This is a genomic window from Herbaspirillum sp. SJZ099, from assembly GCF_007828355.1.
GTDB lineage: Bacteria > Pseudomonadota > Gammaproteobacteria > Burkholderiales > Burkholderiaceae_D > Herbaspirillum.
This window is the reverse complement of sequence record NZ_VIUO01000003.1, coordinates 316,422-336,095: the sequence shown is the minus strand read 5'-3', so window position 1 is coordinate 336,095 and position 19,674 is coordinate 316,422. Positions and strand designations below refer to the sequence as shown.

Sequence of the window (19,674 nt, the reverse complement as noted above, 5' to 3'; positions counted from 1 at the left end):
TGTGCGCGGGCGGGGTTCAGCCATCCTGCAAGGCATGGCGCGCGCACACCTCATCGGTCACCAGCCCGGTCAGCCAGCCGCCGCGCAGCGCCGCGCGCACCGCTTCGATTTTCTTGCTGCCGCCGGCGAAGGCGATCACCGGACGCTGCGGGCGCGCCGCCAGCGGCGGCGTGGTGATGCGGGCGGCCAGCGCCGAGGCCAGCATGCGGCCTTCGGCATCGAAGGCGTGGCAGATCATTTCGCCCACCGCGCCTTGCTGCTGCAACTGCGCGACCTCGGCGTCGTCGATGAAGCCGTCTTCGTGCATCGCACCCTGCAGGGCGATGGTGCCGATGCCGAGGAAGGTGACGTCGGCGCGTTCGGCCAGGCCGGTGACGATCTTGTAGGCGCGGTGGTTGCACCATTGCTTGCGGTCGCTTTCGCTCTCGGCCACGCGCGGCGCCGGCAGCAGGTAGAAGCGCGCCTGCAATTTCTCGGCCGCCTGCAGCGCCACGTCATAGCGGTTGGCCGAGCCGTCCGCGGCGAAGGCGCCGATCATGGACACGATCTGGTGCTGCGGGCGGTCGATCTCGGCGATCTTCTCGATGGCGGCCTTGAGCGTGCGGCCGGAACCGACGTTGACCACCAGCGGCGTGGCCGAGCTGAGGTATTGGTCCATCAGTTCGGCCCCGGCCACGGCCAGCATCTGCTGCACTTCCTGCGATTCGTTGGGATTGTCGCTGCCGCCGGCGCCCGGCACCACGCGGCATACCTGCAAGCCGTAACGCTCCTGCAGGCCTTGCGCCAGTTCCAGGCAGGACGAGACCGGATGGGTGATCTGCACCTTCACCAGGTTGGCGGCGCCGGCGTAGGCCACCATGCGCTGCGCCATCTGGCGCGAGATGCCCAGCCGTTCCGCGATTTCATTCTGGGTGTTGCCCGCCACGTAATACATCCAGGCGGCGCGTGCGGCCAGGTCGAGTTTGGATGCGCCAGATGACATATTCTCCTCGTGTACCGCGGCATGGGCGGCAGCTATGTTGGTGATGCGGTGGTGGTCTTGGATCCCGGGCAGGTTCCTGGAACAGTTTGTCCGGTGTCGCGGGCGCCATTTTACGGCGAGTCCCGGGATTCCATTATTCACAAGTTTGGGCATTTGCTCAATTAAATTGCAAATGCTTGACAAGTTTTGCCCGATGTCTGATTATTTGCTCACAAAAATAAAAAAAGCTCAAAACCAGCCGTTCGGAATACGCACGACAGCCAGGCGCGCAAGCTTGCCCGGCGCCCGGGGGAAGTGAGCCGGCGGCCCATAAAACTATGGAGACAAGCATGCATAGCATTGCCCGCTGTATCACTGCCCGTTGCGGCGTTCGCCTGAGCGCGGTCGCCGTCGTCGTTTCCGCGCTGTTCCTGTCCGTCGCGGCCCAGGCCGAACCGGTCACCCTGAACATCGCGTCGATCAACAATCCCGACATGATCGAGCTGCAGAAGCTGGCGCCGCAGTTCGAAAAAGCCAACCCCGACATCAAGCTGCGCTGGGTCACGATGGAAGAAAGCGTGCTGCGCCAGCGCCTGACCACCGACATCGCCACCAACAGCGGCCAGTTCGACCTGATGACCATCGGCGCATATGAAGCGCCGATCTGGGCCAAGAAGGGCTGGCTGGCGCCGATGACCGGCTTGCCGGCCGACTACGACGAGGCCGACCTGATCAAGCCGGTGCGCGAGGGCCTGACGGTGGACGGCAAGCTGTACGCGCTGCCGTTCTATGCCGAAAGCTCGATGACTTATTACCGCAAGGACCTGTTCGAGCAAAAGAAGCTGACCATGCCGAAGCAGCCGACCTGGGATGAAGTCGCCAAGCTGGCCGCGCAACTGCACGACCCGGCCAAGGGCGTCTATGGCATCTGCCTGCGCGGTCGAGCCGGCTGGGGCGAGAACATGGCGATCCTCACCACCATGGCCAACGCCTGGGGCGGCCGCTGGTTCGACGAGAAATGGCAGCCGCAGCTGTCGTCGCCGGAATGGAAGCAGGCGGTCGCCTTCTATGTCGACCTGATGCGCAAGTACGGTCCGCCGGGCGCCAGCTCCAACGGCTTCAATGAAAACCTGGTACTGTTCTCCAGCGGCAAGTGCGGCATGTGGGTGGACGCCACGGTGGCGGCCGGCATGCTCTACCACGGCAAGGATTCCAAGGTGTCCGACAAGACCGCTTTCGCGCCGGCGCCGATCGCCGCGACCGAGAAGGGTTCGCACTGGTTGTGGATCTGGTCGCTGGCGGTGCCGAAGTCCTCCAAGTCGCAGGATGCCGCCAGGAAGTTCGCCGCTTGGGCCACTTCCAGGGAATACATCAACCTGGTCGCCAAGGACAGCGGTTGGGCACTGGTGCCGCCGGGCACCCGCAGCTCGACCTACGCGTCGGCCGAGTACAAGAAAGTGTCGCCGTTCTCCGATTTCGTGCTCGATGCGATCCAGACCGCCGACGCCAACAACCCGACCGTCAAGCCGGTGCCCTATACCGGCGTGCAGTTCGCGACCATTCCCGAGTTCCAGTCGATCGGCACCGTGACCGGGCAGGCCATCGCCGGCGCGCTGGCCGGCAAGACCACCCCGGATGCCGCGCTGGACGCCGCGCAGGCCCAGGCCGTGCGCATGATGCGCCAGGGCCGCTACATCAAGTAATTCAGGTAACGCAAGCAATTCAACATCGTCATCAACGCAGTCCCTCGCAACGCGGCCCGTTCCTTCCGTACGCCTGAATGTCGAAGGAGCGGCCGCGCCGCCTTCCCGGCCGGCCTGGCGCACATGCGCCGCGCCAGACGGTCCCGATTGCTCCGATTCGCCGAGGCCGCCATGCCATCGATCCATCCCATCCATCCTCCCGCCATGCAGAGCCAACCGACCTCCGCACCCCGCACGCCGCCGCGCGCCACCAGGGCCGGCGGCCGCGCAAGCGCGCCGCAGCGCTTCAATCCCGTCCGCCTGCTGCAAACGCCGTCGGTGCTGATCCTGCTGGCCTGGATGATCGTGCCGCTGGCCATGACCATCTGGTTCTCGGTCAACCGCTACAACCTGATGGCGCCCGACCAGACCGGTTTCGTCGGCCTGGAGAACTACCAGTTCCTGCTGGAAGACCCGGCGTTCTGGCCTTCGATCGGCAATACCGCGCTGCTGATCGGTTCGGTGCTGGCCATCAGCGTGATCGGCGGCACCCTGCTGGCGGTGCTGTTCGACCAGCCATTCCGCGGCCGCGGCATCGCGCGCCTGCTGGTGATCGGGCCGTTCTTCGTGATGCCCACCGTGGCCGCGCTGATCTGGAAGAACATGATCATGCACCCGGTCTACGGCATGCTGGCGTTCGTCATGCGCCACCTCGGGCTGGAGCCGGTCGACTGGCTGGCCCAATACCCGATGCTGTCGGTGATCGTCATCGTCGCCTGGCAGTGGATACCGTTCGCCTTCCTGATTTTGCTGACCGCGCTGCAGTCGCTCGACAACGACCAGAAGGAAGCCGCCCAGCTCGACGGCGCCGGGCCGGTGCGCATCTTCTTCTACATCGTGCTGCCGCACTTGAAGCGCGCCATCACGGTGGTGATCATGATCGAGACCATCTTCCTGCTGTCGGTCTTCGCCGAGATCTTCACCACCACCGCCGGCGGTCCCGGCACCGCCACCACCAACCTGACCTACCTGGTTTATTCCATCGGCCTGCAGCAGTTCGACATCGGCATCGCTTCGGCCGGCGGCATCATCGCCGTGGTGCTGGCCAACATCGTGTCTTTCTTCCTGGTGCGCATGCTGGCCAGGAACCTCAAAGGAGCGAACGAGAAATGAGCGCGCAAAAGAAAAGCCCCTGGTGGGTCGGCATCCTGGCGTGGAGCTGCGCCATCGTCCTGTTCTTCCCGATCTTCTGGGTGGCGATCACCGCCTTCAAGACCGAGCACCAGGCCTATAGCCCGACATTGCTCTCCCTGCCCACGCTGGACACATTCCGCGAGGTCTTCAGCCGCAGCCATTACCTCGGCTTCGTGCAGAACTCGCTGATCGTGTCGCTGGGCTCGACCGTGCTGAGTTTGCTGCTGGCGGTGCCGGCCGCATACTCGATGGCTTTCTTCCCGACCGGGCGCACGCAGAAACTCTTGCTGTGGATGCTGTCGACCAAGATGATGCCGGCGGTGGGCGTGCTGATCCCGATCTACCTGCTGGCCAAGAACAGCGGCATGCTCGACACCGTCACCGGCCTGACCCTGATCTACACGCTGATCAACTTGCCCATCGCGGTGTGGATGGCCTTCACCTACTTCAACGACGTGCCCAAGGAGATCCTGGAAGCGGCGCGCATCGACGGCGCCAACGCCTGGCAGGAGATGGTCTACCTGCTGCTGCCGACCGCCATGCCGGGCCTGGCCTCGACGGCGCTGCTGCTGGTCATCCTGTCCTGGAACGAGGCCTTCTGGAGCCTCAACCTGACCAGTGTCAATGCCGCGCCGCTGACGGTGTTCATCGCCTCCTATTCCAATCCGGAAGGGCTGTTCTGGGCCAAGTTGTCGGCCGCTTCGCTGCTGGCGATCGCGCCCATCATGGCGCTCGGCTGGCTGGCGCAGAAACAGCTGGTGCGCGGCCTGACCTTCGGCGCGGTGAAGTGATGATGACGCGGCAAGCCATCACCCACCTGGTGTGCGATTGCGACGGCGTGCTGCTCGACAGCGAAAGCATCGCGCTGGGCGTACTGCACCGCGAACTGTTGCCGTTGCTGCCGGCTGCCGGCGCCCAGGCCGATGAGGAAAGCCGCAGCGCCGCCTTGCATGCGGCCATCGCCAACCGCCTCGGCATGTATACCGACCTGCTGCTGGCCGAGGTCGATGCCGAATTCGCATTGGGCTTGAGCGCGCAGCAGGTCGAGCGCCTGCATGAAAGCGTCGGCCGCGCCTGCGGCGAGGAAGCGCAACCGGTGCCGGGCATCGCCGAAGCCCTGCAGGCGATCCGCCTGCCGCGCGCGGTGGCCAGCAACAGCGACGCCCCGCGCATCGAGAGCGGGCTGCGCCGCTGCGGCCTGTACGCGCAGTTCGAGGGACGCATCTACAGCGCGCACGACGTTGGCCAGCCCAAGCCGGCGCCTGACGTCTACCTGGCGGCCGCGGCCGGCTTCGGCATCGAGCCGGCTCGCTGCGTGGCGGTCGACGACAGCGTCACCGGGGTGCGCGCGGCGGCGGCGGCCGGCATGCATGTGCTGGGGTTTACCGGCGTGGCGCACGACCGCAAGGCGATGGCGCGCCGGTTGCTGGAGGCTGGCGCCAGCAAGGTGTTCGACGACATGAAGCAGTTTCCGCAGTTGATCTGCGAACTGGTCTGGCTGCGCTGAGAGCCGCTAAAAACGCCGCTGGCGGCGTTGCGCCTCCTTGCCGGCGGCGTTTTGTTAGCGACTCTCATATGAAGCAAATATAGAAACAAAGGAGAACGACATGGCAGCAGTAAGCATCAGAAACCTGGCCAAGCGCTACGAAGACAACGAAGTCATGCGCGACATCAACCTGGAGATCGAGGACGGCGAGTTCGTGGTCTTTGTCGGCCCTTCGGGCTGCGGCAAGTCGACCCTGCTGCGCATGATCGCCGGCCTGGAAGACATCAGCGACGGCGACCTCGATATCGGCGCGCGCCGCATGAACGATGTGCCTGCCGCCAAGCGCGGGGTGGCGATGGTGTTCCAGTCGTATGCGCTGTACCCGCACATGAGCCTGTACGACAACATGGCCTTCGGCCTGAAGATCGCGGGCAAGTCCAGGGCAGAGATCGACGCCGCCGTGCAGCATGCCGCCAAGATCCTGCACATCGACCACCTGCTCGACCGCAAGCCGCGCGCGCTGTCCGGAGGCCAGCGCCAGCGCGTGGCGATCGGCCGCGCCATCACGCGCCAACCCAGCGTGTTCCTGTTCGACGAGCCGCTGTCGAACCTCGATGCCGCGCTGCGCGTGAAGATGCGCCTGGAGTTCGCCAGGCTGCACGACGACCTCAAGACCACCATGATCTACGTCACCCATGACCAGATCGAGGCGATGACGCTGGCCGACAAGATCGTGGTGCTGTCCGAGGGGCGCATCGAGCAGGTCGGCTCGCCCCAGCAGCTGTACCATCATCCGGCCAACCGTTTCGTGGCCGGCTTCATCGGCTCGCCCAAGATGAACTTCATCGACGGCACGGTCGTGTCGGTGCAGGCCGGCGGCGTGCTGCTGCAGTTGTCCGGCGGCGGCCAGCAACTGGCGATGGTCGACGGCGCCGGCTTGCAGCCCGGCGAGCAGGTGACGCTGGGCGTGCGCCCCGAACACCTCAGTATCGCCCAGGGGCAGGCGGCGCTGCAGGCGCGCTGCACGGCGCTGGAACTGCTGGGCGACTTCTCCTACTTGTACGCGGCCTATGACGGCGCCGACGAAGCGCTGATCCTGCGCGTGCCCGACAGCCTCAACCCGGCGCATGGCAGCATGCTCGGGCTGGCCGCCGACCCGGCGCGCTGCCACCTGTTCCGCCAGGATGGCAGCGCGCTGCCGCGCCTGGCCGCAGCGGCATCCGCAAGGCCGCACTGAACCATCGCAGCAACGAACAAGGACACGGCATGACAAGCACCGCCACCCCCATCCAGGACGAGCAAGCCGAAGACAGCCTGACCTGGCTGCACATCGGTGCCGGCTCCTTCCACCGCGCCCACCAGGCGGTCTACCTCAACGCCCTGCGCGAGAGCGGCGCCGACCGCCGCTGGCAACTGGCGCTGGCCAACATCCGGGCCGACATGGCGCCGCTGCTGGAGGCGCTGGCGCGCCAGCACGGGCGCTACACGCTGGAAACCGTCACCCCGCAGGGCGAGCGCAGCTACCAGACCATCGACGTCATCGGCCGCATCATCCCCTGGGATGAACAGCTCACGCAGCTGATCGCGGCCGGCGCCGAGGAGCGCACCCGCATCATCTCCTTTACCGTGACCGAGGGCGGCTACTATCTCGACCACCAGCACCGGCTCGATACCGCCAACATCGACTTGGCCGACGACCTGCGCTGCGCGCTCGACGGCAGCGGCCGTCCGCGCACCATCTATGGCGCCATCGCCGCGATCCTGCAGGCGCGCCGCGCCGCGCATGCGCAGGCCGGGCTGACGCTGCTCAACTGCGACAACCTGCGCCACAACGGCGAGCGCTTCCGCGACGGCCTGCTGCAGTTCCTAGCGCTGCGCGGCGAGGCGCAACTGGCCGCCTGGGTGGAGCGCTGCACCACCAGCCCCAACGCCATGGTCGACCGCATCACGCCGCGCCCGACCCCGGCCGTGGCCGAGCGCGTCAAGGCCGTCATCGGCATGGACGACCCCTGCGCACTGATGGGCGAATCCTTCATCCAGTGGGTGATCGAGGACGACTTCAAGGCCGGCCGCCCGCGCCTGGAGCGGGCCGGCGTCGAGATGGTGGCATCGGTGCTGCCCTATGAAGAGGCCAAGATCCGCATCCTCAACGCCAGCCATAGCTGCATCGCCTGGGCCGGCACGCTGGCCGGGTTACAGTACATCCACGAGGGCACGCTGCGCGACGACATCCGCCAGATGGCCTACGATTACGTCACGCAGGACGTGATCCCGTGCCTGACGCCCAGCCCGCTCGACCTGGCCGCCTATCGCGACACCACGCTGGCGCGCTTCGGCAATCCGGCCATCCAGGACACCAACCAGCGCGTCGCCGCCGACGGCTATTCCAAGATCCCGGGCTTCATCCGGCCGACGCTGCAGGAGAGCCTGGCGGCTGGCCGCGCGCCGCGCGCCACGGCCATGCTGCCGGCGCTGTTCTTCGTGTTCCTGCAGCGCTGGAACGCAGGGAAGTTGCCCTACGCATACCAGGACGGCATCTTCGATCCGGCGGCCGTGCGCGCCATGCTGTCGGCGGCCGATCCGGTCAGGGCCTTCTGCAACGATGCGGTACTGTGGGGCGAGCTGGCCGGCGACGAGCGCCTGCTGGCCCTGGTGCGCGAGGGCGTGGAGCGTGTCGGGCAGTGGCTGGCGCGAGGAAAAAAATAGGCCGTAATATGGCCCACGATAGAATCCCCCATCGCACAACGAAAAAAGAGGAGCGCCATGTATCTCGGTATCGACCTGGGTACGTCGGAAGTCAAGGCGGTAGTGATCGGCGCCGACGGTGCATTGCTGGCGCTGGCCGGCAGCGCGCTGAACGTGTCGCGCCCGCATCCGCGCTGGTCGGAACAGGCGCCGGCCGACTGGTGGCAGGCTGCCTGCGATACCGTGGCCAAGCTGCGTGCGCAGCTGGGGGAGGAGCGTTTTGCCGGCGTGCGCGCCATCGGCCTGTCGGGCCAGATGCACGGCGCCGTGCTGCTGGATGAAGACAACCATGTGCTGCGCCCGGCCATCCTGTGGAGCGATTCTCGCAGCGCGCCGGAATGCGCCGAGCTGAGCCGGCGCGCGCCGCGCCTGCACGGCATCGCCGGCAACCTGGCCATGCCCGGTTTTACCGCGCCCAAGCTGATGTGGGTGGCGCGCCATGAGCCGGCGCTGTTTGCCCGCATCGCCACCGTGCTGCTGCCCAAGGACTGGCTGCGGCTGCAGATGACCGGGCGCAAGGTGTCCGACCCGTCGGATGCGGCTGGCACCTTGTGGCTGGATGTGGAAGGGCGCAACTGGTCCGATGAACTGCTGGCCGCCAGCGGCATGCGGCGCGACCAGATGCCGGCGCTGGTGGATGGCAGCGCCGCATCCGGCACGTTGCTGCCGGCAGTAGCGCGGGCCTGGGGGCTGAAGGAGGGCGTGATCGTGGCTGGCGGCGCCGGCGACGGCGCCGCCAGCGCGGTGGGCATCGGCGCGGTCAATCCGGGCGATGGCTTCCTCTCGCTGGGCACGTCGGGGGTGCTGTTCGTGGTCAACGACCGCTTCCGTCCCAATCCCGCGCGCGCCATCCATGCCTTTTGCCACACGCTGCCGCAACGCTGGCACCAGATGAGCGTGATGCTGTCGGCCGCCAGTTGCCTGCGCTGGTTCTGCCGCTTGTGTTCGGTCGACGAGAAAAACCTGCTGGCCGAAATCGAGCAGCTCGATGCGGAGCAACTGGCCAACGCGCCCTTGTTCCTGCCGTACTTGTCGGGCGAGCGCACGCCGCACAATGATCCTTATGCGCTGGGCGTGTTCCACGGCCTGTCGCCGGACCACCAGCGCGCCGCGCTGGGCTACGCGGTACTGGAAGGCGTGGCCTTCGGCATGGTCGACGGCCTGGATGCGCTGCGCGCGGCCGGCACCGATGTCAGCCAGCTCTCGCTGGTGGGCGGCGGCGCGCGCAGCGCCTACTGGGCGCAACTGATTGCCGACGCGCTCAACGTGCGCATCGTCACCCATGTCGGCAGCGAAGCCGGCGGGGCATTGGGCGCGGCGCGCCTGGCCTGGCTGGCCGATGGCGGCGAAGAGGCGCAGGTCTGCCGCAAGCCGGAACAGTTGGCGTCGTTCGCGCCGGATGCGCGCCGGCATGTCGCGTTGCTGGTGAGGCTGCGGCGCTATCGCGACATCTACGCGCCGTATCCGCCCTTGCAGGGGGAAGCGGGCGGCTGAAATCCGTCGATACTTTGAATAGGTTCTAAAAACGCCACCGGTCCTGGCCGAAGTCAGGAGCCGGTGGCGTTGGTCTTGATGCCGTACCGGTTTACTTCTTGCTGAACTTGAATACCGATACCGCCTGCAGCAGCCGCATGGTCTGCTCTTCCAGGCTGGCCGCCGCTGCCGCCGCCTGTTCCACCAGCGCCGCGTTTTGCTGGGTGCCGGCATCCATCTGCGTCACCGCTTCGTGCACCTGGCCGATGCCAGCGCTTTGCTGCAGCGTGGCTTCGCTGATTTCGCCCATGATGCCGCACACGCGCTGCACCGAGTTGACGATCTCGCGCATGGTGTTGCCCGCGTCCTCGACCTGGCGGTTGCCCACCGCGACCTTTTCCACCGAATCGTCGATCAGCTTCTTGATCTCCTTGGCGGCGCCCGCCGAACGTTGCGCCAGGCTGCGCACCTCAGAGGCCACCACCGCGAAGCCGCGTCCTTGTTCCCCGGCGCGGGCCGCTTCCACCGCGGCGTTCAGGGCCAGGATGTTGGTCTGGAAGGCGATGCTGTCGATCAGGCCGATGATGTCGACGATCTTGTTGGAAGAGTCGCTGATCTCGTTCATCGTGGCGCCGGTGCTGGCCACCACGTCGCCGCCCTTGGTCGCGATCGACGAGGCCGAGCCGGCCAGCTGGTTGGCCTGCAGCGCGTGTTCGGCGTTTTGCTTCACGGTCGAGGCCAGTTGCTGCATGCTCGAGGCGGTTTCCTCGATGTTGGCCGCCTGCGCTTCGGTGCGGCGCGACAGATCCTGGTTGCCGGTTGCGATTTCATGCGTGGCGACATTGATGCTTTCCACGTTGGCGCGCACGTCGCCGATGATGGCCGTGAGGTTGACGTTCATCTGGCGCAGCGCGCCCAGCAGTTGGCCCAGTTCGTCATGCCGGCCGGTGTCGATGCGCGAGGACAGGTCGCCGCCGGTAATCGCATGGGTGACATCGAGCGCCTGGCGCAGCGGCTTGATCAGCGCGCCGCGCAGGGCCAGCCACAGCGCTATGCTGATCAAGCCGGACGCCGCGGCCAGGCCGCCGATCCACCATTGGCGCAGGGTTGCGAAGCTGGCGAACATCACCGCCAGCTGGATGGCCAGCATGGAAGCCATGCACAGGTTGATGCGAGTGCCGAGCCGGATGCGCGCCAGTTTGCCGATCCAGCCGGCCAGGCCGGTGCGCACCACTTCCCCGCGATGCAAGGCAATGCCTTTGGCCTTGCCGCGTCGGATCGACGCATAGAGTTGTTCGGCGGCAGCCACCGCGGCGCGCTCGGGCTTGGTGCGGACCGACATGTAGCCGACCGCCTGCCCGTTTTCACGGATGGGGGTGACGTTGGCGCATACCCAATAGTGGTCGCCGTTCTTGCTGCGGTTCTTCACCAGGCCGGTCCAGGGCGTGCCGCCCTTGATGGTGGCCCACATGTCGGCAAAGGCTGCGCCGGGCATATCGGGGTGGCGGATGAGGTTTTGCGGCGCGCCCAGCAATTCTTCTTCCTCGAAACCGCTGATCTCGATGAAGTAGGGGTTGACGTAGGTGATATTGCCCTTGAGGTCGGTCTTTGAAACGATCGCCTTGCCATCGACCAGCAGGCGTTCCACGCCGCTGACCGGCATGTTCATGCGCATCTGTTGCTCCCGTGCAGAGAAGTTCTGTTTTCTGGATGAAAACCGCCAAGCGCGGGTGGCGCATGCCGCTGGCGTTCACCTTCCCGGTGTGAACGCCAGAGGCTTAGTAGGGCTGGTCTGCTGCCTGTGCCGGGTCGTTGGACCCGTTCTGGGGTTTTCCGAAGACGGCAGTGTATGTCGGGTAGAAAGAGCAGTACATGACTACCGTCAATATTATCGAGATTGGCAGCAGGATAAAGATGACGGCGTTGATGCTGCCGGTCAGCAGGCTGATGACCAGGCTGATGAGCGTGGGCACCATGATCGCGATCACGATCCAGGCCAGCGCATACAGCAGGAAGGCGGCGCCGGCGCGGCGCACGGTGAAGAAGCTGTAGAACAGCGCCTTGCCCAGCGGCATCTTTTGCCACATGATCAGCGGCGCCGCGTACCAGAAGGCCATGGCGGCCGGCACGTACAGCGCGGCGGCAACCAGCATGGCCATGCGCATGCTGCCGGCGGCGCTCTCCAGGTCCTTGGCTTCCAGGCCGCCGCCCATCATGGCTTTCCAGAAGATGCCGCCGTCGGCCAGCGCGGATGCGGCGACCGCCAGCGTGGCGGCCAGCAGGTACAGCAGGCCCAGCTTGAGCAGGGTGTTGCGCGCCGGATCGCGGAAAGCGACCAGCAGCAGGTTGGGATAGACGCGCTGGCCCTTTTCGATCTGCACGCAGGCTTGCATGAACGGCATCGCAAACAGCGGGATCAGGATCAGCGGCAGAATCTGGCCGAACACCGGGATGAGGCCCAGCGCCAGCATCAGGAACATGTAGGTCAGGAATAGCGTGGACATCTCGGCCGGCTGCTTGCGAAACAGCGCGAAGCCTTGCTTGACCCAGAGCCAGCCGTCTTTTGCGGGAATTTTTTCCATATCGCTTGCTTAATCGCTCACTTGTCAGGGGAGCTGCAGGGGAGGCGGCGCCTCCCCGATGCGCAGCCGCAGGATGCGTTCGAAATGCGTCGGGTCATGCGGCGTGAGCATTTCGGCTTCACGCGGCATGTAGTAGTCGAACAGGCGCGACAGCCAGAAGCGCAGCGCGGCCGCGCGCAGCATCGGTTGCCAGGCCTGGCGCTCGGCCTCGGAGAACGGCCGCACCGCGCGGTAGGCCGCCAGCATGGCCTCGGTGCGTTCGAGATCGAGCGCGCCGCTGTCCAGGTCCACGCACCAGTCGTTGACCGTCACCGCCAGGTCGAACAGCCAGGTGTCGCAGCCGGCGAAGTAAAAGTCGAAGATGCCGGAGAGCCGGTCGCCGGTGAACATCGCATTGTTGCGGAACAGGTCGGCGTGCACCGGTCCGCGCGGCAGGGCGCGGTAGGAGGCGGTGGCGGCGAAGTCCTTCTGGTATTGCACCTCGTCGGCCAGCAGCCGTCCCAGTTCGGCCGGCAGGAAAGGCAACACCGCCGGCGTGGTTTCCAGCCACCATGCCAGGCCGCGCAGGTTGGGTTGCATGATCTTGAAGTCCTGGGCCGCCATGTGCATGCGCGCCAGCATGTCGCCCAGCGAGGCGCAGTGCACCGGTTGCGGATCGAGTTGCGATTCGCCTTCCAGCTTGCTGACGATGGCCGCCGGTTTGCCGTTGAGCAGGTTGGCGATGGCGCCGCGGTCGTTGGGAACCGGCGCCGGCACCGGGATGCCGCGCTGCGCCAGGTGGCGCATCAGTTCCAGGTAGAACGGCAATTGCTCGATATGCAGTTTTTCAAACAGGGTCAGCACGTACTCGCCGCGCTCGGTGCCGATGAAGAAGTTGCTGTTCTCGATGCCGGAAGAGATGCCCTTGATCGAGGTGGCTTTGCCGAGCGGGAATTGCTTGATCCAGTCGGAGAGCTGTTCAAGACTGACCGGTGTAAAGACTGCCATGACGAAAGAGAAAGAAGTGGTGCTTTAAAGTCGTCGGCGCGCCTGCGATACGCGGCGTTGCCGCTGCTCAGTCCGAACGGTCGTCCATCAAAGCCGTTCGGGCTGGGCAGCCGCGTTGGCGGCGTAATCGAAGGCGCACCGGCTATCGATGCAGGAGGTGCTTACTTTGCGTTGGCGTCGCCGCTGTCGTTGCCGCTGCCGTCGGGCTTCTTCTTGACGCCCCAGTCGAACTCGCCGACCTTCCATTGGGCATTGGTCGGCGGGCCGCTCTGGGCATCGCCCGGCGTGGAACTGCCGAGGTTCTGGTTGGGGCGCAGGTAATAGGTGCTGGGGCCGGACTTGACCTCGATTTCCTTGGTCTGGCCGTGGTCGCGGTGTTCCTTGATGCTGTTGCCGCTGCCCTTGCCGTCATCGCCGGGCTTGCGGATGGTCACGGCCGGCGGCTCGCCTTCTTCCAGCTTTTCCAGTTCGGGCGGCGGCGGCGCCGGCTGGGCGGAAGGCGCCTGCTGGGGCTGCTGCGCCACGGCCAGCGGGGCAGCCAGGCCGGCGGCGGCGCACAGCAAGGCGGCAGCCAGGGACTCTTTGGACCAGACGTTGGTTGGTTTCATGATCTTTTAGGAAAGGAGTGGTGTCGTTTCCGGCCATTGTAGCAAACCATCGTTGCAGGCTTGCCGCGTTTCAATGCGGAAATGGCCTTTGTTGCAGGATCAGGCATGAAAAAGCCCGCGGCTGGCCGTCGCGGGCTTTGGAGGGCGGCCTCGGAGGGGGCGCCGATTACAGGAACATGCCGCTTTGCCGTTCGATCTCCACATGGCTGTCGGCGGTTTTTTCCTTCTCTGCGTGGAATTTCTGGATGGCCCTGACGACCTCGGCCGGTTCGTCGATGACCTGCAGCAGGTTCAGGTCCTTGGGCGAGATCATGCCGTCGTCGACCAGGCGGGTCTTGATCCAGTCGACCAGGCCGGCCCAGAACTGGCTGCCCACCAGGATCACCGGCATCAGGCGCGACTTGCCGGTCTGCATCAGGGTCAGCGCCTCGGTCAGCTCATCCAGCGTGCCGAAGCCGCCGGGCAGCACCACATAGGCGTCGGCATACTTGACGAAGGCCACCTTGCGCGCGAAGAAGTGGCGGAACGACAGCGAGATGTCCTGCCAGCCGTTGCCGTGCTGCTCATGCGGCAGTTCGATGTTCAGGCCCACCGACGGCGAGGCGCCGTCGAAGGCGCCCTTGTTGGCCGCTTCCATGATGCCGGGGCCGCCGCCGGAGATCACGGCAAAGCCGGCGTCGGACAGGCGGCGCGCGATGTCGATGCACAGCGCGTAGTGCGGATCGTCGGGTTTGGTGCGGGCGGAACCGAAGATGGAAACGGCGGGACGCAGCTCGGACAGGCGTTCGGTCGATTCGATGAATTCTGCCATAATCGTGAGTACATGCCACGACTCGCGCGCCTTCTTGGCCGTGGCGCGCTCAATGTCGTTCACTTCCCGCAGTCGCGGTACTTTTTTTCCTCTTTGTTCCATATGCAAAAAACCTTGTTGTTAGTTGATGGTTCCAGTTACCTGTATCGCGCGTTCCATGCCCTGCCCGATATGCGTAACGCGGAAGGCGCGCCCACCGGTGCGCTGTACGGCATCATCAATATGCTGCGCCGACTGCGCAACGATTATCCCGCAAGTTACGTCGCCTGTGTGTTCGATGCCAAGGGGAAGACCTTCCGCGACGATCTCTATGCCGACTACAAGGCCACCCGCAAGTCGATGCCGGAAGACCTGGCGCTGCAGATCGAACCCATCCATGCCGCGGTGCGCGCGCTGGGCTGGCCGATCCTGATGGTCGAAGGCATCGAGGCCGACGACGTCATCGGCACGCTGTCGGTGCAGGCCACCGCCGCCGGGCTCGACACCATCGTCTCCACCGGCGACAAGGACATGGCGCAACTGGTCAACGAGCATGTCACGCTGGTCAACACCATGAGCAACGAGATACTGGACGTCAAGGGCGTGACCGAGAAATTCGGCGTGCCGCCGGATCGTATCGTGGATTACCTCAGCCTCATCGGCGACACCGTCGATAACGTTCCCGGCGTCGAAAAATGTGGGCCCAAGACCGCGGTGAAATGGCTGACCGCCTACGGCTCGCTGGACGGCGTGATGGCCAACGCCGACAAGATCGGCGGCGTGGTCGGCGACAACCTGCGCCGTGCCCTGGACTGGCTGCCGCAGGGCAGGGTCTTGGTGACTGTCAAGACCGACTGCGACCTGTCGGCGCACATGTCGACCATCCTGGAGTCGCTGACCATGGCGCCGCAGGACAAGGCCGCGCTCAAGGAACTGTTCACCCGCTATAACTTCCGCACCTGGCTGCGCGAGATCAGCGAAGACGCCGCTCCGTCAGGCGCTGGTTCGGCGGCCGCGTCGCCTGCGGGCGGTTCCCCCGCTGCGGCCGGCGATCCGGCCCAAGGCGGCCTGTTCGCGCCGGCAGCGCCCGTCGAGTACGAGACCGTGCTGACCGACGCGCAACTGGATCAATGGATTGCCATCATCGATGCCGCCGCGTTGACCGCGGTCGATACCGAAACCACCTCGCTGGAAGCGATGCAGGCCACGCTGGTCGGCATTTCGCTGTGCTGCGAGCCGGGCCGCGCCGCCTATATCCCGGTCGGCCACAACTACCAGGACGCGCCGCCGCAGCTGGCGCGCGACCATGTACTGGCAAAGCTCAAGCCCTGGCTGGAAGACGCCGCCAAGCCCAAGCTCGGCCAGAACCTGAAATACGACAGCCACATCTTTGCCAACTACGGCATCCAGGTCGCCGGCATCCGGCACGACACGCTGCTGGAGTCCTACGTATTCGAGTCGCACCGCACGCACGACATGGACAGCCTGGCCGCGCGCCACCTCGACCGCAAGACCATCACCTACGCCGAGGTATGCGGCAAGGGCGCTTCGCAGATCGGCTTCAACGAAGTGGCGCTTGAGCGCGCCACCGCCTACGCGGCCGAAGACGCCGATGTCACGCTGGCGCTGCATCGCGCCATGTGGCCGCAGATCGAGCACGACGACAAGTTGCGCTTCATCTACGAACAGATCGAAGTGCCGACCTCGGTGGTGCTGCAGAAGATCGAACGCAACGGCGTGCTGATCGACAGCGAACGCCTGGCGCAGCAGTCGCACGACCTCGGCCGCCGCATGCTGGAAATCGAGCAGCAGGCCTACGACCTGGCCGGCCAGCCGTTCAACCTGAATTCGCCCAAGCAGCTGGGCGAGATCCTGTTCGGCAAGCTGGAGCTGCCGGTGGTGAAGAAGACCGCCTCCGGCGCGCCGTCCACCGACGAGGAAGTGCTGCAGAAGCTGGCCGAGGATTACCCGCTGCCCAAGGTGCTGCTGGACTACCGCGGCCTGGCCAAGCTGAAGTCGACCTACACCGACAAGCTGCCCAAGATGGTCAACCCGGACACCGGCCGCGTGCACACCAACTACGCGCAGGCGGTGGCGGTGACCGGCCGCCTGGCCTCCAACGATCCCAACCTGCAGAACATCCCGATCCGCACCGCCGAAGGCCGCCGCATCCGCGAAGCCTTCGTGGCGCCGGAGGGCAGCGTGATCGTCTCGGCCGACTATTCGCAGATCGAGTTGCGCATCATGGCGCACATCTCGGAAGACGAAAACATGTTGAAGGCCTTCGCCGACGGCGAAGACATCCACCGCGCCACCGCCGCCGAGATCTTCGGCATCGCGCCCGACAAGGTCGAGTCCGAGCAGCGCCGCTATGCCAAGGTGATCAACTTCGGCCTGATCTACGGCATGAGCGCCTTCGGCCTGGCCGGCAACCTCGGCATCGAGCGCTCCGCCGCGCAGATGTACATCGATAAATACTTCCAGCGTTTCTCGGGTGTGAAGCGCTACATGGACGAGACGCGCATGCAGGCCAAGGCGCGCGGTTATGTCGAAACCGTGTTCGGCCGCCGCCTGTGGCTGCCCGAGATCAACTCGCCCAACGGCCCGCGCCGCCAGGGCGCCGAACGGGCGGCGATCAACGCGCCGATGCAGGGTACCGCCGCCGATCTGATCAAACTGGCAATGATCGCCGTGCAGGGCTGGCTGGAGTCGGAGCGGCTGGCCACCCGCATGATCATGCAGGTGCATGACGAACTGGTGTTGGAAGTCCCGCAACAAGAACTCGATTTGGTGCGCGAAAAGCTGCCCGAACTGATGAAAAATGTTGCGGAACTGAAAGTTCCCTTGCTTGCGGAGGTCGGAATCGGTAAGAATTGGGACGAGGCGCATTAATTTCCGCCTGGCACAAGCTGCGCAACAAAAAGCATGTCATTCGGACAAGCCGGTTCCGTCAGTACCCGTGGCGCGCCGACAAGGACAAACGACAAGGCAGCGCAAGGCCGTAGCACCGCAACATCAATAACAATAAGTCAGGAAGCATCCGCCGCGACCGCCCCAATAACCACAAGACGGCGCGCACGGATGGAGGGAAGGCCGGATCGAATCCGGCACAGGAAGGAGGCTGCGGCGAAGGCGCCGGCAGGGGATAGGGACGCATCAAGGCAGGCAGGCGCGCAGGGATAGCGCGCGGCGCGTGCCGCTTCTCCCCGGCTTTTCGTTCAATGCCCCCCGGTGATGACACTAGGAGGAGACGTAATGAAGTCAGGGATCAAAGTGGGTACGCGCCTGGGGCTCGGGTTTGCGTGGGTGGTGCTGCTGCTGGTGCTGGTGACCGCTTTCGGCATCTACAACATGCACCAGCTGCAGGCGCGCTTCAATAACGTGGTGGAGGTCAAGAACCCTGAAAGCGCGCTGGTCAAGGACATGATGGACACCGTGGCCGAGCGCTCCATCTCGCTGCGCAACCTGATGCTGCCGGCCGCGCCCGAGGATGTCGACATCGAGGCGCAATACATCGACGCCCAGACCCTCAAGTACAAGATGTCGGTGCAGAAGCTGCAGCAACTGTTCGAGCAATCGCACGGCACCACCGACGAGGAAATGGCCGCCCTGCCCAAAATCAAGGCCCAGGCCGACAACGCTGAAAAACTGATCGTCCAGGCGGTGGAGTTCGGCCAGCGCCGCGAAGCCTATGAGCTGGCGCAGTTCCTGAAGGACCAATACCTGCCGGTGCAAAAGTCGTGGCAAGTCGAGCTGAAGTCGCTGGCCGTGCTGGAAGACCGGCTCAACAAGGAGGCCGCCGCCGCCAGCGCCGCCGCCTACGCCCAGGCGCGCCTGCTGATGCTCATCACCAGCGCCATCGGCGTGGTGACCGCCATCCTGGCCGCTATTTGGCTGACCCGCCACCTGCTGCGCAAGCTGGGCGGCGAACCCGACTATGCGGTGAAGATCGCCGGCCAGATCGCCGAGGGCGACCTGGCGGTGCGCATCAATACCCGTGCCGGCGATACCGACAGCCTCATGGTGGCCATGCGCGCCATGCGCGACAAGCTGGCGGCCATCGTGGCCGAGGTACGCAACGGTTCCGAAACCATCACCACCGCCTCCTCGGAAATCGCGCGCGGCAACCTCGACCTGTCCTCCCGCACCGAGCAGCAGGCGGGCGCCCTGGAAGAGACCGCCTCTTCGATGGAACAGCTCAATTCCACCGTCAAGCAGAATGCCGAGAACGCGCACCAGGCCAACGGCCTGGCCCTGGCGGCGTCCGACGTGGCGGTGCAGGGCGGCTCGATCGTCTCGCAGGTGGTGGAAACCATGCAGTCGATCAATGCCTCTTCGCAAAAGGTGGCCGACATCGTCAGCGTGATCGACGGCATCGCCTTCCAGACCAACATCCTGGCGTTGAACGCGGCGGTGGAAGCCGCGCGCGCCGGCGAGCAGGGGCGCGGCTTCGCGGTGGTGGCATCGGAAGTGCGTTCGCTGGCGCAGCGTTCGGCGGCGGCGGCCAAGGAGATCAAGGTATTGATCGGCGACTCGGTGGGCAAGGTGGAGAACGGCAGCAAGCTGGTCGAGCAGGCCGGCAGCACCATGAACGATATCGTCGCCAGCATCAAGCGCGTGACCGAAGTGATGACCGAGATCACCCACGCCAACAGCGAACAGAGCAGCGGCATCGAGCAGGTCAATGAAGCCATCATCCAGATCGACGACATGACCCAGCAGAATGCGGCGCTGGTGGAGCAGGCAGCGGCCGCCGCGCGCTCGCTGCAGGAGCAGGCTTCCGGCCTGCAGCAACTGGTCAGCGTGTTCCGCCTGGATGCCAGCCAGAGCCTGGCCGCGCAAACCTATGCCGGTGACGAGCGCACCATCGATGTCACGCCGGCGGCGCCGGAGCTGCCGGCCGGCGGCAAGGTGCTGGCGGTGCAGGCCTGAGGTTGACATCGTGCGTCCGTTTGCGGGTAGTATCCGGCTTGGGATGCAAGCCGGCCTGCCAGGAATGTGAGACGCCGTAGCAACTGAAGTCTCTCTTCCGCCAAAGCGGCCCGCATGCGGGCCGCTTTTTCATTGGCGCGGCCGCGATGCGCCGCCAGCCAGCATTTCCGCCATTGCCGGTTTTCAGCAGGCTGTTGGAACCGCCATCACAACCGATCCACCCCAGGACACTCG

14 protein-coding genes and 1 pseudogene are annotated in these 19,674 nt (G+C 65.4%); 9 read left to right on the top strand and 6 right to left on the bottom strand.

Annotation, left to right across the window (positions count from 1 at the left end):
• Window positions 1–16: 16 nt before the first annotated feature.
• Window positions 17–982, bottom strand: a complete 966-nt coding sequence (locus FB597_RS09385) for a sugar-binding transcriptional regulator (protein WP_141914580.1) — start codon at window positions 980–982, stop codon at window positions 17–19.
• A gap of 473 nt (window positions 983–1,455) precedes the next feature.
• Here FB597_RS09385 and FB597_RS09380 point away from each other — a divergent pair, with 473 nt between their 5' ends.
• From FB597_RS09380 to xylB, 7 genes and pseudogenes are all read left to right on the top strand, one after another.
• Window positions 1,456–2,664, top strand: a complete 1,209-nt coding sequence (locus tag FB597_RS09380) for a sugar ABC transporter substrate-binding protein (protein WP_255464018.1) — start codon at window positions 1,456–1,458, stop codon at window positions 2,662–2,664.
• A gap of 171 nt (window positions 2,665–2,835) precedes the next feature.
• The gene (locus FB597_RS09375; protein ID WP_141914578.1) at window positions 2,836–3,816 is read left to right on the top strand and encodes a carbohydrate ABC transporter permease; all 981 of its coding nucleotides are present in this window, start codon (window positions 2,836–2,838) and stop codon (window positions 3,814–3,816) included.
• A gap of 29 nt (window positions 3,817–3,845) precedes the next feature.
• A pseudogene (locus tag FB597_RS09370) lies at window positions 3,846–4,628 on the top strand (carbohydrate ABC transporter permease); the annotation flags it as partial.
• Window positions 4,628–5,344 (top strand): HAD family phosphatase, encoded by a 717-nt coding sequence (locus tag FB597_RS09365; RefSeq protein ID WP_141914576.1) that lies wholly within the window; start codon window positions 4,628–4,630, stop codon window positions 5,342–5,344. The pseudogene FB597_RS09370 and the gene FB597_RS09365, both read left to right, overlap by 1 nt.
• 100 nt (window positions 5,345–5,444) lie before the next feature.
• A complete protein-coding gene (locus tag FB597_RS09360; protein WP_141914575.1) occupies window positions 5,445–6,560 on the top strand; it encodes an ABC transporter ATP-binding protein in 1,116 nt (371 codons plus the stop codon).
• Between the two features lie 29 nt (window positions 6,561–6,589).
• Complete coding sequence (gene dalD, locus FB597_RS09355) at window positions 6,590–8,029, top strand: D-arabinitol 4-dehydrogenase (RefSeq protein ID WP_141914574.1); 1,440 nt, start codon at window positions 6,590–6,592, stop codon at window positions 8,027–8,029.
• 57 nt (window positions 8,030–8,086) lie between these two features.
• Window positions 8,087–9,562, top strand: a complete 1,476-nt coding sequence (gene xylB, locus FB597_RS09350) for a xylulokinase (protein ID WP_141914573.1) — start codon at window positions 8,087–8,089, stop codon at window positions 9,560–9,562.
• A 91-nt stretch (window positions 9,563–9,653) separates the two neighbouring features.
• On the opposite strand, the gene FB597_RS09345 is transcribed toward xylB, so the two are convergent.
• The 5 genes from FB597_RS09345 to FB597_RS09325 form a co-directional block, all read right to left on the bottom strand.
• Window positions 9,654–11,216: a PAS domain-containing methyl-accepting chemotaxis protein gene (locus FB597_RS09345; RefSeq protein WP_141914572.1), complete on the bottom strand. Its 1,563-nt coding sequence runs from the start codon at window positions 11,214–11,216 to the stop codon at window positions 9,654–9,656.
• Between the two features lie 103 nt (window positions 11,217–11,319).
• Complete coding sequence (locus FB597_RS09340) at window positions 11,320–12,123, bottom strand: BPSS1780 family membrane protein (RefSeq protein ID WP_141914571.1); 804 nt, start codon at window positions 12,121–12,123, stop codon at window positions 11,320–11,322.
• Between the two features lie 24 nt (window positions 12,124–12,147).
• Window positions 12,148–13,110 carry a homoserine kinase gene (locus FB597_RS09335; protein WP_144769400.1) on the bottom strand — a complete coding sequence of 321 codons (963 nt, stop codon included), beginning with the start codon at window positions 13,108–13,110 and terminating at the stop codon, window positions 12,148–12,150.
• 161 nt (window positions 13,111–13,271) lie between these two features.
• On the bottom strand, window positions 13,272–13,718 hold the full coding sequence (locus FB597_RS09330) for a hypothetical protein (RefSeq protein WP_144769398.1): 447 nt from the start codon (window positions 13,716–13,718) through the stop codon (window positions 13,272–13,274).
• 166 nt (window positions 13,719–13,884) lie between these two features.
• The gene (locus tag FB597_RS09325) at window positions 13,885–14,631 is read right to left on the bottom strand and encodes a TIGR00730 family Rossman fold protein (protein WP_144769396.1); all 747 of its coding nucleotides are present in this window, start codon (window positions 14,629–14,631) and stop codon (window positions 13,885–13,887) included.
• Between FB597_RS09325 and polA the strand changes: the two genes are divergently transcribed.
• Both polA and FB597_RS09315 read left to right on the top strand, forming a co-directional pair.
• Window positions 14,632–17,400 (top strand): DNA polymerase I, encoded by a 2,769-nt coding sequence (gene polA / locus FB597_RS09320; protein WP_144769394.1) that lies wholly within the window; start codon window positions 14,632–14,634, stop codon window positions 17,398–17,400.
• Between the two features lie 363 nt (window positions 17,401–17,763).
• Complete coding sequence (locus FB597_RS09315) at window positions 17,764–19,440, top strand: methyl-accepting chemotaxis protein (protein ID WP_144769392.1); 1,677 nt, start codon at window positions 17,764–17,766, stop codon at window positions 19,438–19,440.
• Window positions 19,441–19,674: the final 234 nt, after the last annotated feature.